This is a genomic window from Clostridium magnum DSM 2767, from assembly GCF_001623875.1.
Taxonomy (GTDB): Bacteria; Bacillota; Clostridia; order Clostridiales; family Clostridiaceae; genus Clostridium_AM; species Clostridium_AM magnum.
The window spans coordinates 136,859-150,209 of the sequence record NZ_LWAE01000002.1; the positions used below are offsets into that span (position 1 = coordinate 136,859).

The window sequence follows — 13,351 nt, forward strand, 5'->3', positions numbered from 1 at the left end:
TAGGAATTATACTATAAATATAATTGCGTGAAAATGGTAGATTTGATATAGAATGTAAAGAAGGGGTGTGACTTGGTCCAAATGTTGATGCATGAGATTGCTGAAAAGTTAAAGAAATACTATGATATAGAATCTTATATAAAAGTCCGAACTCATATGGATATTAACGATGTTGTGATTTGCAGCAAGAATCAATATATTTTTGAGGATGATGTGTTATACATTGTACGGAATTCAGAATTTAACAAGTTAATATCCTTTAATAAACTTATAAATATCATTTATATCTCAAATAATGCTGTTGATGTAGAAGATTCTATGCTTTCAAATAAAAATTTGATTATATTTAAGGGTAGCGTGGATTTCAAAGTTATCTACAAAGAAATTACCTCATTGTTGGAGGAAAATAAAAAGCTGATGTTTTATACTGCAAGGCTTTTCAAACTACTTTTTCGATGTAAAAGTTTGCAGGAAATAATAGATAAGAGCTATCAAATTCTAGATAACCCTCTTGTTATTAAGGATCTAGCTTTAAATGTTATAGCCTACTCTGAAAGTCCTAAACTAAACGATCAAGTGAGAGCATTTCTTACAAGCGATTTTGTAGAGTATTATGATACTGCTTATGTAGAATTTAGAGATAAAAGACAGTTTGAAAAGGTTTATCTAAGCGCTACGCCTGTTTATGTCTGCTCGGAAAAAGATTATTCATTTATTATTGCTAATGTAATTGTAGACAAAAAAATTGTAGCGTATATAACAGTTGTAGAATATGAAAAAACTTTCAGTGAATTCGATTACGCATTTATTCAAGTTATAAGTAATATCATTTCTTTAGGAATAAAAAGGAATGAATTAGTTCTAAGTAAATGTAAACTGCCGTACGAGTCATTAATAGAAGATATTTTGGGAAAAAATATACAAAATCCAAAAGTTATTAGGGAAAAAATCGAAATAATTACTGGAGTTATAAAGGAATATTCTAATATGTATATCATGACTATTAGACAAACTGATTTTGAAAACACGATAATTGAGTACATAAAGAAATGCATAGAAAAATTTTTTAATATTGGTCAGCCAATTATGTATGATGGTAATATCGTTATAATAATAAATCATGATAAGGATGATGGTTATGTAGAGAATAACATAAGAAAATTGCAAAACTTCTTAAGCTCTAATAAAATGTATGCTGGAGTAAGTTATTGTTTTCACAATATAAAGAATATAAGAAAGTATTACGACCAATCACTGGAGGCAATAGAATTAGGTCTTCAGCTAAAAAAGGAAGAAAGAATTTTTTTCTATGAAGATTATGCTGTTTTTCATATGTTTGATTTATGTTCAAAAAAGGAATCTCTTATGAAGCTATGTCATCCAGCACTTTTATGTTTACTGGAACATGATAGAAAAAACAAAACTTCTTTGACCAACGACCTCTATGTCTATCTAAAATCTGGACAAACCTTAGTCGAAAGTGCACAAAGTCTTCATATATCCCGCCGAACAATAGCTGAAAGAATAAATAAAATAAAACAGGTAACAGGAATTAATCTGGGTGATCAAAATCAAGTTTTTAGTATTCTGATTTCTTTTAAAATGTTAGAACTTTGTAAAAAGCAGACATATAAAAAATTAGTATAGGAGAGTATTTTAAGAATGATTCTTATGAAAATGAATATACTTAAAATTTATAATAAGCTGATACACTATAATCCAGTAGCACTTATTAACAGTGACAAGTTAGTGAATATTGACAGAGTCGAGTATTATATTGAGAATCAAACAATACTTAAATCAAATACACTTTATATTATGTCTATTAGGAGTTTGCTTAATATTGAACCTGTTATAGAGAGGATAAACATTCTCAGCTTTAAGGGGTATAATATTACTTTGGAACAAGTTGAATTATTAAATGCAAATGTTATATTATTAGACAGAACTATTGATATTGATTTGATTTTTAACGACATTAAGAATATGCTATCAATACATCGCAGATATATAAAAAATACTGAAAAATTATATGAAGCAGTTTTGGAAGGAAGTACATTACAACAAATAATTGAATATGCTTATGAAATGATTAATAACCCAATTATTTTATATGATTGCAGTAAAAAGTTAATAGCTTATATAAAGAATATTAATTATATCGATGAGGCATTTGCATTAAAATTAGAAAACATGCAAGCCAATAGTATTGGTTTTCCAGAATACGATTCTCATAAAATGATTAGCCGAGAAGCATATTTTCATATAAATAACAGGAAAAATAAGCATGCTAATATGGTATCCAATATTGAAATTGATCATAAACTGGTTGGGTATTTGGTAGTAATTGAAGCTAAGAGGGTTTTAGATGAGTACGATGTAGAGTTAATTTCTCTTTTATCCAATATAATATCTTTAGAAATGGGAAAGGATAGTTTTTACCAGTATTCACGAGGATTTGCCTTTGAAAAGCTTTTTTTTGATTTACTTGAAGAAAGTATTGAAGACTCTTTAGTACTTGATTCTAGAATTGAAAATCTTAATCTAGAATCAAAGGGCAATATAAAGGTACTTACGTTATCACCGGTTGAAAAACATAGTGCAAATACTGTATTTCCATATGTCAGAGATCAGTTTGATAAAAAATATGAAGGTAAATCTTTTATTTATAGAGATAAAATAGTAAAATTAATTACTTATGAAAAGGATAATCCTTTTACAGATGATTTTTTTAAAGAATTGGAGAAGTTTTTAAAAAACAATAAAATGTATTGTGGATTAAGTTTATGTTTTCACAATGTTAAAGATTTAAAGCAGTATTATATTCAATCTGTAAAATCCATTGAGTTAGGGCTTAAATTGATGAAAAAGAGCAAATTTTTATTTATGATGATTATTTGCCTTTTCATATTATGGAAGAATGTTCGGAAAATATAGATGTTGTTGATTTTTGCCATCCATCGCTTTTGCAACTTATAGATTATGATAAAAAAAATAATACGCTGCATGCACATACTCTTTATTCATATTTAATGAATAATAAAAGTAAAGCAAAAACTGCATTAGCGTTAAATATATCCCGCAATACATTAATTTACCGAATAAATCAAATTAATAAGATAATAAAAAAAGATCTAAGTGATGAAAATTTTGCTTTTAAGCTTTTATTTTCTTATAAAGTATTAGAGTTTGCAGGGGAAGAAGATAACGTGTTTGGGAGAAAAAACACACCTATGGTTCATGAAACTAGGGGATAAGTTATCAATAAATTTAGTAATAATATGGTGACTTTAAAAATATTGAACTATAAAGGATATATCTCAATGGAAATTTCTCAACTGCCTGATAGTTTCACTGCTGCTAAAAAATCCTTGGAATACATGAACTCTATCTATTAGGAGGACATTATAGATTATAATAAGAACTTCTTTGGTGGCTGTATCAAGATAATTTGAATTTTGATACAGCCCTTTTTTATTAAGTAATACTATGAAACAAGCGAAAGTTATGCTAAAATTTTATGAATATAGACATAAAATCGTAGTTATATTAAGAGGTTGAGTTAAATGAATAATGATTTCAAGAGAGTTACTGATAGGGAAGCATTAAAAAAATCAACAGAACAACTAAGGGGACGCTTAAAAATATATATTGGATATGCTCCAGGTGTGGGAAAGACCTACGCAATGCTTAATGATGCCAATAGTAGGCTTGAGAATGGAGAAGATATAGTAATTGGTTATTTGGAGTCTTATCAGAGGAAAGAAACAGAAAATCAAATAGGTAAACTTGAAACTGTGCCTAGAAAGAATGTTGAGTATGACGATGTAGTAACAGAAGAAATGGATATAGATGGTATAATATTAAGAAAACCAAATACTGTACTTATAGACGAATTAGTACATGCAAATCCACCGGGATCTAAAAACAAAAAGAGATATGAGGACGTTGAGGAAATTTTAAGTCAGGGAATAAATGTAGTATCCACAGTAAATATTCAGCATTTAGAAAGCCTTAATGATATAGTAAGAGAAATTACAGGTATTACTGTTAGAGAAACTATACCAGATAAAATCATAGAAAATGCAGATGAAGTGGTGGTAATAGATATTGCACCTACAGCTCTTCAAAATAGGATTGAAAGTGGATATGTATGCAAAAATGAGAATACTGGTAGACCGTTAAATAACTTTTTTAGGTTAGGTAACTTAAATGCATTGAGGGAACTTGCTCTTCGCCAAACAGCTGAAGAGGTTGATGAAGATCTTGAAGAATATAGAAAAGAACATGGAATTAAAGAAAATTGGCATGTCATAGAAAGGGTAATGGTATGCATAAGCCCTAGCCCAACTTCCAAAAAACTTATTCGAAGAGGTGCTAGAATAGCAAAAAAATTTAAATGTGAGTGGATTGTAGTTAACGTAAATAGTACAAGAATCTTCGCGCCAAAGATGACTGAAAAAGATGTTGTTACTTTAGAGGGCCATTTTAAATTGGCAAAACAATTAGGAGCAGAAGTTGTAAGTTTGACAGGAAAGAGTATATCACGAGAACTGAGCCAATTTGCAACTGAAAGGTATATAACACAAATTATTATCGGTCATAGTACAAGGACAAAACTGCAAACCCTACTAAGAGGCTCAACGGTTACAAGACTTTTGAAGCTTACAAAGGATATAGAAGTTCATATTATACCAAATGATTAAAGTGAAGTGTAATAATGGAGGATATATGATAAAAACACTTAAAGGTAAAATCTCGACAGTATATATATGGCTTGTTTTAATGATTGCCATAGTAGGCTTTACTTCGGTCTTTAGCTTTCATGCATTAAGTAGAGCAATAGATGGACTAATGGTTAACAATTATAAGAGTATAAGTGCAATTAACAACATGATTGAAGCTATTGATGGACAGAATACGGCTATATTGAATTACCTTAATAATAATGACGAAACAGGAATTGATTTGTTTGATAAAAATAGCGATAGATTTTATAAATGGTATAATATCGAGGCTAATAACATAACAGAATTAGGAGAAAAGGATCATATAAGCAAGATCAATAAAGATTATGATAAATATATTATGTTATTCTCGAACCTACAGGAAATAAAGAATAAGCAGGGAACAGATAAAGCGTTAGATTTTTATAATAATCACATCATAACCTTATATAATGATTTGAAAAATGAGTTAAAGGATTTATCATCTATAAATGAAAGAGCAATGTTTGGCAGTAAGGATAAAGTAACTAATGATACTATACTAATAATGTATGTAGTTCTTGGGTTATCTTTAGTTGCAGTAATAGGAGGATACTTTATAGCTACATTTTTTATAAATAAGTTTTTAAAGCCAATCTATACACTTACAGAAAGTATAAAATCCGTTAAAGAAGGAGAGTTACAGAAAGAAATATCTGTAGCTACAAGTGATGAAATAGGACTTTTAGCTCATGAATTTAATAATATGACAAAGAGGCTTCAGCAGTTTGAGCATAGTAATAAAGGTAAGCTATTAGAAGAAAAGAACAAATCTATAGCTATCGTAAAAAGCATATCTGATCCTTTGATTGTTTTGGATACAGATTACAAGGTTGTTTTGTTAAATAATGCCTGTGAGGATGTTTTTAGAATAAAGGAAGAGGATGCCTTAAATAAACACTTTTTAGAAGGCATAAGAAATAGAGAATTGTACGAATACATATCTGATGTTTATAAAGAGGATAATGAAAAAATATCAGACAAGATAATGAATTTAAAAGTAGATGAAAAGGATTATTACTTTAATATTGTTTCCACATCTATAAAGGATAGAGATTTTAAAGTGTATGGAATAGTTGTATTACTTCAGAATGTCACTAAACTAAAACAGCTTGAGAAAATAAAAACAGATTTTATGGGAACCATATCCCATGAATTGAAAACGCCTCTAACCTCAATAATGATGGGATTAAGCTTGATTACAGATAAAAAAATAGGAGATTTAAATGAAAAGCAGGAAACCATTGTGGAGGCAATGCGAGAGGATGGAGAGAGACTTTCTAGTCTTATAAGTGAGTTACTTCAGCTTTCTAAAATTCAATCAGACAAAGCTGTATTTAATATAAAGCAATGCTCTATTATTGGAATAATTGAAAATTGTATTAAAAGGTTTAATAAGCAAGCTATCTCTAAGGAAGCAAATCTATATTTTGAAGCAGATGAAAAGCTGCCAAAGGTAACAATTGATCCAGAAAAAATATCATGGACTTTAAACAATTTAGTATCAAATGCATTAAAATATATAAATGCTGGAGATGAGGTCTTTATAAAGGCAGTGGTTAAAGGCAATAAAATGTATGTTTCAGTTGAAGATACAGGGGTAGGTATTCCTAGTGAGTACCAAAAAATAATATTTGATAAGTTTGTACAAGTAAAAGGTGAAGACTTAGAAATGAGAAGCAGCGGTATAGGTTTGGCTATTGCAAAAGAAATCGTAGAAGCCCATGGTGGTGAGATTTGGTGTGACAGTAAATTAGATGTAGGTAGCAAATTTACTTTTACGATTCCTATATGAAGTGAAAACTTGAATCAGATGGAGCTTCATATAAGATAGGAGTATTAGAGCGGGTAGTCATTGGATAATATTAGCGGTAAACTATAGTGGAGGTTTATATGAAAAAAGCATTGGTGGTAGATGATACAAAGAATATTAGAGCTTTACTTACTACATGTCTTGAAATAAATGATTATAAAGTTACTACGGCAAAAAGTGGCCAAGAAGCAATTGATCTCTTAAAAATAGAGGAATTCGATTTAGTTTTTTTAGATATAAGAATGCCTGAAATAAGTGGGACTACAGTTTTGAGAAAAATCAGGGAGATGAGCATTAATATCCCGGTGATAACTATGACTGCATATGCTACGGTTAAGAATGCAATAGAATGTACAAAGCTTGGAGTTGTAGCCTATTTGCAAAAGCCTTTCACTGCAGAAAAAGTTAAGTCAGTATTGGATGAAATTTTTAGTAATGATGACAGGGTTGATGATTTAGGGGAATCACTAAAGCAGAGTAGGGAATTAATTAAGGATGAAAAGAATGAGGAGGCTTATGAGATTTTGAAAAAAGCTTTATCCATAAATCCATCCTGTTCAGAGGTTTATTATCTAATTGGGATGGTTCATGAAAAAAATGGAGATGTAAAACAAGCTGAGAAATTTTATGAAACAGCAGAGCGGTTTGAAATAGATGAAAGTGAAACTTGAATAAAAAAATAGAAGAAGGTTTTTTATTGCAGTAAACCTTCTTCTATTTTCTCTATTCCTTTCTCAAAATATCTACTGTATGTGCGCTTGCTCCTAATAAATCTGGTCTTTCACAGGTAGAAAAATGATACTTAAGAAAAAGTTGAAATGTATCTTCATCCATAGCATTCAAAACAGGTCTAATATAATTAGCATGTCCATCTGCTGCAAATATTTTTATCCTTTGCAGTTTTACTTCGTCATTTAACTTATTAATATCTTCAATCCTTACATAATCATATAAATCTTCTGGTTCAGATATAACATGAAAATCATCAGTAAGTTTCCCGTTATCAATAGATGCACGAATATTATTTTCCTTAAACCCATATGTTAATACACTATACTCATTCATACAATATGCTACTAGGATAACACCGCCAAGCTTAGTTACTCTTTTTGCCTCTTGTAGCGCTTTTACTTTATCCTCAAACTTATATAAATGATACATTGGTCCAAACACCAACGTCATGTCAAAAGTATTTTCTGAAAATCTTGATAAATCTAATGCTGTTCCCTGCATTGCTTTTACTGTACTTCCTTTTGACTTTAAAATGCCTAGATTGTGCTTCACAAGTTCAATGGCAGTAACATCATATCCTTCATTTGCTAATTCTACAGAGTATCTGCCTGTCCCAGCACCAACATCTAAGATTTTTGCATTTTCATTATTTTCTAGATACTCATGAATATATTTCATGGAAGTAATATATTCAACTTGTCCATGCTTTCTTGTTAATCTTTTATCCTCACAAAATTTATTGTAGTATTTCTCCAATTGTATTGTCATATCTCTATCTTCCTCATCTGTTATATATTAAAATTTATTTTCTCCACAATACGCTCTTCTGTATTCTAACAAACATTATACCATATACACTAGAGGTATTACTATGACACATGCAACTAAAGCTGCTGGGATTGGGAAGATATATTGGTTAGATCTGGTGATCTTTTATTTTTCACCATAGGCCACAAAAATACTTATGCTCGCATTGTCGCATCCACAATTTGAGGTTGAGCAGCAATTGCCACCAGCACAGTCAATGTTTACATTTTTAAGACCAGCAGCTATAAACCAGTGTTTTACATCCTCACGTTTAAAACCCATCCAGCGATCAAATTGTTCTGTTTTTAAGAATTCAAAATTATGCTCGTCTAAATCTGTAAGAACCAGTTTACCACCTGGTTTTAAAATTCTTGTCAATTCTTTTATTGCGGTAAGTGGATTTTCTACATGGTGAAGGTACATATTTGCCATAGCGTAATCAACACTAGCATTTTCTATAGGTAAATTTTCAGATTCGCCTTGTCGATATTCAACAGAATCGAAATTCTTAAACTTTTGTTCCATGTGCTTTAACATTTCTTCTGAATAATCAACAGCAATAACATTCATACCTTTAGTTAATAATGCTTCAGCAATGAATCCAGTTCCAGCTCCAATGTCAGCAGCAACCTTACCTTTCTCTAAACCTGCAACACTACAAGCCTTTTCTCTAATATTTTCAGAAAAAAAGTCTTGTCTCATGTCATCCCATTTGTTTGCAACCTCATTAAAATACTTATTACTATTCATAATTAAAGCCCCCTTTATGTAAAGAATATTTATATCTTATTTATTGCTTTATCGCTTCAAGTAAAATTTCCATGCTTTCAAGAACCTGTTCTTTTTTATCATCCGGTATATGATTATAAACATTTTCATAGTATGAGTTCATGGATTCCTCAACACTTTTAAAGGATTCATAACCACTTTCAGTAAGAGATATTGTTACATATCTTCTGTCATTTGGATTAATGTCACGGGTTGCTAAGTTCCTGTTAACAAGGTTGTTAACTGTCCTGCTTGTAGTACTATTGTCTAAATTTAGAAGCTTGGATAGTTTATTTAAAGATATTTTTTGAGAACGACCTATTTCTACTAAAGCGTGGCACTGAGCAAGAGTAATACCACAACATTCACTTTGACAATCTCCTAATGCTCCAAGTTTTCTTTCAAATATTCGTATTATTTCTCTCAGTTGTTTTGATTTAGTTAAGTTGTTCATAGTTTTATCCTCCGGATACATAATATTACAAAATGATTGTAACATACAATTGTTTTGTAATGCAATTATTTTTTAAAATTTTATAAAATATTACTTAGGTTGAAGGGTTAAGAATTACATTAAACAACGCATATGTAAAGGCTTAATCGAAATATTAGTATATTTGTGAAAATTGACAAAATAGTTGTGGAATACAACTGTTTCGTGATACAATGGAAATAAAGTAATAAAATGGATAATGAGGGAGAGGTATAAATGGGAAAATCAGAAGAGGCTATTGTGAATTTTGAGAAAGGATTAAATTGTTCTCAATGCGTTTTGTTAGCTTTTAGTGAGGAGTTAAGGGTAGAAAAAGACTTGGCATTAAAAATTTCCTATGGTTTTGGAGGTGGTATGTGCCAGGGAGAAGTATGCGGAGCTGTAACTGGTGCAATAATAGTAATAAATCTTCGATATGGACAAAATACAATAGACGATAAGGAATCAAAAGAAGAAATATATAAAAAGATAAGAGAATTTAGTGAAAAGTTTAGAAATATTAATGGTTCAATAATATGTAGGGATTTACTTGGATATGACTTAAAAGAAGAGGGTGAAAGAAACCGTGCAAGGGAAAATGGTGTATTTACAGTAGTATGTCCAAAGGCAGTTAAAGATGCTATTGAAATTTTAGAGAATATACTATAGCACTCCTTCAAATTTTGTATCAGTATTTTTATTATGGAAATATTCTAGGATAAAATACTTTGTATAGAGAATTATATATATAGTTGCTAATTTAAAACTAATAATTATGAAATATATTGACTATACATAGATAATGGTCTATATTTATATATAGATGGTTATCTATATAAGAGGTGGCGAAATGGATAAAAACTATGAAACCAATGCTAAGATATTTAAAGCTTTATCGGATTCAAGTAGATTAAAAATCCTTGATATATTATCCTGTGGTGAGAAATGTGCTTGTGACATATTAGAAGATTTCAATTTTACACAGCCAACACTATCTCATCATATGAAAGTGCTAATGGAGTGTGGACTTGTAAAGTCTAGAAAAGAAGGTTTATGGAGTTATTATCGTTTAGATAATGATAATGCCAATAGATTAGAACTATTTCTAATGAATCTTTTTACAAATACAGATGACTGTATTTGTAAATTAAAAAGTAAATGTAATTGCAATAGTAAATAATGAAAATACTAATTTAATTGAAGGAGATAGGTTATGAAAAAAATGATTATTTTTGACCCAGCTATGTGTTGTTCAACAGGTGTATGTGGACCAGGAGTTGATCCAGAATTACTAAGGGTAGCCACTGTATTAAATAATTTAAAGAATAAAGGTGTTGTGGTTGAAAGATTTAATCTAACAAGTAACCCTCAAGCTTTTGTAGATAATAAGGTCATCAATGAATTACTTAATACTGAAGGTGTAGATGTACTGCCAGTAGTTATTGTAGATGGTGAAGTTGTTAAAACTAAAGCATATCCAACTAATGAAGAATTTTGCACTATGCTAGATATTCCTGAAAGTTATCTTAAAACAACAATCAAGATAAACAAAGCAACTGGTATAAATATAGTAAAACCAAAGGATTGTGGTTGTGAAGGTGGTTGCTGCTAAAAAAGAGAGGAGAAATACTGATGATTAAGAAGTTTAATCCTAATGAAATAGAGCTAACTAAATATTTGTTTTTTACTGGAAAAGGTGGGGTTGGGAAAACTTCAACAGCTTGTGCTACTGCTATGACTTTAGCAGACCAAGGAAAAAGAATAATGCTAGTGAGCACTGATCCAGCTTCAAATCTGCAAGATGTTTTTAATACCGAATTAAACAATAAAGGAGTTCAAATAAAGGATGTACCCAATCTTGTAGTTGCAAACTTTGACCCAGAAGTGGCAGCTAGTGAGTATAGAGAAAGTGTAGTTGGACCTTTTAGAGGGAAACTTCCAGATGTAGTTATTAAAAATATGGAAGAACAGCTTTCAGGATCATGTACTGTAGAAATAGCGGCTTTCAATGAGTTTTCTAATTTCATTACTGATGAAAAGGTTCAAAAGGATTTTGACTATATGATATTTGATACAGCTCCAACAGGGCATACACTAAGAATGTTACAGTTACCTTCAGCGTGGAGTAATTTTATTAGTGCAAGTACTCATGGAGCATCCTGTCTTGGACAGTTATCGGGACTTGAGAGTAAAAAGGAAATTTATAAGAATGCTGTAAAAAATCTAGCGGATAAGAGCATGACAACGTTGATTTTAGTTTCTAGACCGGAGGATTCACCACTTAAGGAAGCTGAAAGAGCATCTAAGGAGTTACAAGATATTGGAGTAGATAATCAAATTCTTGTTATTAATGGTGTATTGCAAAACCATGATGACGAATTATCCACTGCTTTATATGAAAAACAACAGAAGGCCCTTAAGGAAATACCACAGTATTTAAAAAGCTTGGAAACCTTCGAAATCCCACTAAGGCCATATAATATAACTGGTCTTGAGAATGTAAGAGCCTTTTTGAAGGAAGACAATATAAAGTATAGCCAGGACAAGCTAAATGTTAATGAAATACTCAGATTAAAAGACGTAATTGGTGATTTGTATAATAGTGATAAAAAAGTTGTTTTTACAATGGGTAAAGGTGGAGTAGGAAAAACTACTATCGCTGCCACTATTGCATTAGGCCTAGCGAAGAAGGGGAAGAAAGTTCATTTAACAACTACTGACCCAGCAGCACATTTAAAGTTTGTTTTAGATGAAAACTTTGGCATCACTTTAAGTCATATTGATGAAAAAGAAGAGCTAGCAAAATACCAACAAGAAGTATTGAGTAAAGCACGAGAAACAATGAGTGAAGAAGATATAGCTTATGTAGAAGAGGATTTAAGGTCTCCATGTACTCAAGAGATTGCCGTATTTAGAGCTTTTGCCGAAATTGTTGATAGGTCAGAGAATGAAGTGGTGGTTATTGATACTGCTCCTACAGGTCATACTTTACTACTTTTAGATTCAACTCAAAGCTATAATAAAGAAATACAGCGTTCTCAAGGAGATATACCAGAGTCAGTCAAAAAATTACTTCCAAAGCTTAGAAATGCAGAAGACACGGAAGTAATTATAGTAACTTTAGCAGAGACTACACCAGTTTATGAAGCTTTGAGATTGCAGGATGATTTAAAGAGAGCAGGTATTCATAGCAAATGGTGGGTAATTAATTCTAGTATGTACGCTACTCATACAACCAATGAAATATTAAAAGCTAAGGCTACCAATGAAATTCAATGGATCAATAAAGTAAATGAAATTTCTAAAGGAAATTTTGCAGTTATTGAATGGAAATCAGAAGAAGTAAAAGGTGAGAGATTGCTTGACTTAATTAACTAAAAATAAGTTCACTACAAAATTAAATGAAAAAATCTTTTGTAGTGAACTTTACATGTACTACACTTCCTGTTAAGATTCAATTTTTATAGGACAATTAGATGAAATTCTATTAATGTAAAAGGTTGATAGATTATGAAATAAACATATTTAGTTGTTATTGTTAAAAATTGACACAAGGCTTATATGGTGTTAATATATGAATATAATCAAATATAGTCATATAGGGTGGTGATAAGAGTGGAACTAATACAGGTGATGAAAGCTTTAGCTGATGATACACGAATGAGAATAACAAACCTTGTAAGCAAAGGGGATTTATGCGTTTGTGAATTAGAAGTTTTGCTGGAGATAAATCAATCTAATGCCTCAAGACATTTAAACAAATTATCTAACGCCAAAATTTTAGAGTATTATAAAAAGGCTCAATATGTTTATTACAAAATTAATAGGGAAACATTAGAAGAACATTCATTTTTGAGAGAATTATTAAACAATGAATTTGAAAGAATACCTCAGTGTATTTTAGATTTAAATAGATTGAAAAGGTACCGTGAGAGCGGTTTATCCTGTGATGAACTTAAAGATGGAAAATTAAGCTTTAATAATGATTAAAGA

The 13,351-nt window shown here is 30.5% G+C and carries 14 protein-coding genes; 11 read left to right on the forward strand and 3 right to left on the reverse strand.

The features are described from left to right. Positions 1-81: 81 nt before the first annotated feature. The 6 genes from CLMAG_RS08280 to CLMAG_RS08300 all read left to right on the forward strand — a co-directional run bounded on the left by CLMAG_RS08280 (position 82) and on the right by CLMAG_RS08300 (position 7,250). A complete protein-coding gene (locus tag CLMAG_RS08280; protein WP_066620877.1) occupies positions 82-1,647 on the forward strand; it encodes a PucR family transcriptional regulator in 1,566 nt (521 codons plus the stop codon). A gap of 15 nt (positions 1,648-1,662) precedes the next feature. Then, positions 1,663-2,937, forward strand: a complete 1,275-nt coding sequence (locus tag CLMAG_RS08285) for a hypothetical protein (RefSeq protein ID WP_082831851.1) — start codon at positions 1,663-1,665, stop codon at positions 2,935-2,937. After that, positions 2,913-3,257 (forward strand): helix-turn-helix domain-containing protein, encoded by a 345-nt coding sequence (locus CLMAG_RS30665; RefSeq protein ID WP_153040985.1) that lies wholly within the window; start codon positions 2,913-2,915, stop codon positions 3,255-3,257. The genes CLMAG_RS08285 and CLMAG_RS30665 overlap by 25 nt, the downstream gene beginning before the upstream one ends. Positions 3,258-3,566: 309 nt before the next feature. Further along, positions 3,567-4,706 carry a universal stress protein gene (locus tag CLMAG_RS08290; RefSeq protein WP_066620879.1) on the forward strand — a complete coding sequence of 380 codons (1,140 nt, stop codon included), beginning with the start codon at positions 3,567-3,569 and terminating at the stop codon, positions 4,704-4,706. Positions 4,707-4,731: 25 nt separating this feature from the next. Then, on the forward strand, positions 4,732-6,561 hold the full coding sequence (locus tag CLMAG_RS08295; protein WP_066620882.1) for a HAMP domain-containing sensor histidine kinase: 1,830 nt from the start codon (positions 4,732-4,734) through the stop codon (positions 6,559-6,561). Between the two features lie 98 nt (positions 6,562-6,659). Next, complete coding sequence (locus CLMAG_RS08300) at positions 6,660-7,250, forward strand: response regulator (RefSeq protein WP_066620885.1); 591 nt, start codon at positions 6,660-6,662, stop codon at positions 7,248-7,250. 52 nt (positions 7,251-7,302) lie between these two features. On the opposite strand, the gene CLMAG_RS08305 is transcribed toward CLMAG_RS08300, so the two are convergent. The 3 genes from CLMAG_RS08305 to CLMAG_RS08315 all read right to left on the reverse strand — a co-directional run bounded on the left by CLMAG_RS08305 (position 7,303) and on the right by CLMAG_RS08315 (position 9,340). Then, entirely contained in the window at positions 7,303-8,079 is a 777-nt protein-coding gene (locus tag CLMAG_RS08305; protein ID WP_066620892.1) for a class I SAM-dependent methyltransferase, read from the reverse strand. A gap of 165 nt (positions 8,080-8,244) precedes the next feature. Next, positions 8,245-8,868: a class I SAM-dependent methyltransferase gene (locus tag CLMAG_RS08310; RefSeq protein ID WP_066620894.1), complete on the reverse strand. Its 624-nt coding sequence runs from the start codon at positions 8,866-8,868 to the stop codon at positions 8,245-8,247. 40 nt (positions 8,869-8,908) lie between these two features. Next, positions 8,909-9,340 (reverse strand): MarR family winged helix-turn-helix transcriptional regulator, encoded by a 432-nt coding sequence (locus CLMAG_RS08315; RefSeq protein WP_066620896.1) that lies wholly within the window; start codon positions 9,338-9,340, stop codon positions 8,909-8,911. A 255-nt stretch (positions 9,341-9,595) separates the two neighbouring features. Here CLMAG_RS08315 and CLMAG_RS08320 point away from each other — a divergent pair, with 255 nt between their 5' ends. The 5 genes from CLMAG_RS08320 to CLMAG_RS08340 all read left to right on the forward strand — a co-directional run bounded on the left by CLMAG_RS08320 (position 9,596) and on the right by CLMAG_RS08340 (position 13,348). Beyond that, the gene (locus CLMAG_RS08320; RefSeq protein ID WP_066620897.1) at positions 9,596-10,027 is read left to right on the forward strand and encodes a C-GCAxxG-C-C family protein; all 432 of its coding nucleotides are present in this window, start codon (positions 9,596-9,598) and stop codon (positions 10,025-10,027) included. Positions 10,028-10,208: 181 nt separating this feature from the next. After that, positions 10,209-10,538: an ArsR/SmtB family transcription factor gene (locus CLMAG_RS08325; protein WP_066620900.1), complete on the forward strand. Its 330-nt coding sequence runs from the start codon at positions 10,209-10,211 to the stop codon at positions 10,536-10,538. 33 nt (positions 10,539-10,571) lie between these two features. Then, entirely contained in the window at positions 10,572-10,970 is a 399-nt protein-coding gene (arsD, locus tag CLMAG_RS08330; protein WP_066620902.1) for an arsenite efflux transporter metallochaperone ArsD, read from the forward strand. A 20-nt stretch (positions 10,971-10,990) separates the two neighbouring features. Next, positions 10,991-12,736 (forward strand): arsenical pump-driving ATPase, encoded by a 1,746-nt coding sequence (arsA, locus tag CLMAG_RS08335; RefSeq protein ID WP_066620904.1) that lies wholly within the window; start codon positions 10,991-10,993, stop codon positions 12,734-12,736. Between the two features lie 237 nt (positions 12,737-12,973). Further along, complete coding sequence (locus CLMAG_RS08340; protein WP_066620906.1) at positions 12,974-13,348, forward strand: ArsR/SmtB family transcription factor; 375 nt, start codon at positions 12,974-12,976, stop codon at positions 13,346-13,348. The last annotated feature ends 3 nt before the right edge of the window (positions 13,349-13,351 follow it).

What these genes read in the sequence shown, in the direction of transcription:
- CLMAG_RS08280 (WP_066620877.1), top strand. Translation starts at nt 82, where the DNA reads ATGTTGATGCATGAGATTGCTGAAAAGTTAAAGAAATACTATGATATA.
- CLMAG_RS08285 (WP_082831851.1), top strand. Translation starts at nt 1,663, where the DNA reads ATGATTCTTATGAAAATGAATATACTTAAAATTTATAATAAGCTGATA.
- CLMAG_RS30665 (WP_153040985.1), top strand. Translation starts at nt 2,913, where the DNA reads ATGGAAGAATGTTCGGAAAATATAGATGTTGTTGATTTTTGCCATCCA.
- CLMAG_RS08290 (WP_066620879.1), top strand. Translation starts at nt 3,567, where the DNA reads ATGAATAATGATTTCAAGAGAGTTACTGATAGGGAAGCATTAAAAAAA.
- CLMAG_RS08295 (WP_066620882.1), top strand. Translation starts at nt 4,732, where the DNA reads ATGATAAAAACACTTAAAGGTAAAATCTCGACAGTATATATATGGCTT.
- CLMAG_RS08300 (WP_066620885.1), top strand. Translation starts at nt 6,660, where the DNA reads ATGAAAAAAGCATTGGTGGTAGATGATACAAAGAATATTAGAGCTTTA.
- CLMAG_RS08305 (WP_066620892.1), bottom strand. Translation starts at nt 8,079, where the DNA reads ATGACAATACAATTGGAGAAATACTACAATAAATTTTGTGAGGATAAA.
- CLMAG_RS08310 (WP_066620894.1), bottom strand. Translation starts at nt 8,868, where the DNA reads ATGAATAGTAATAAGTATTTTAATGAGGTTGCAAACAAATGGGATGAC.
- CLMAG_RS08315 (WP_066620896.1), bottom strand. Translation starts at nt 9,340, where the DNA reads ATGAACAACTTAACTAAATCAAAACAACTGAGAGAAATAATACGAATA.
- CLMAG_RS08320 (WP_066620897.1), top strand. Translation starts at nt 9,596, where the DNA reads ATGGGAAAATCAGAAGAGGCTATTGTGAATTTTGAGAAAGGATTAAAT.
- CLMAG_RS08325 (WP_066620900.1), top strand. Translation starts at nt 10,209, where the DNA reads ATGGATAAAAACTATGAAACCAATGCTAAGATATTTAAAGCTTTATCG.
- arsD (WP_066620902.1), top strand. Translation starts at nt 10,572, where the DNA reads ATGAAAAAAATGATTATTTTTGACCCAGCTATGTGTTGTTCAACAGGT.
- arsA (WP_066620904.1), top strand. Translation starts at nt 10,991, where the DNA reads ATGATTAAGAAGTTTAATCCTAATGAAATAGAGCTAACTAAATATTTG.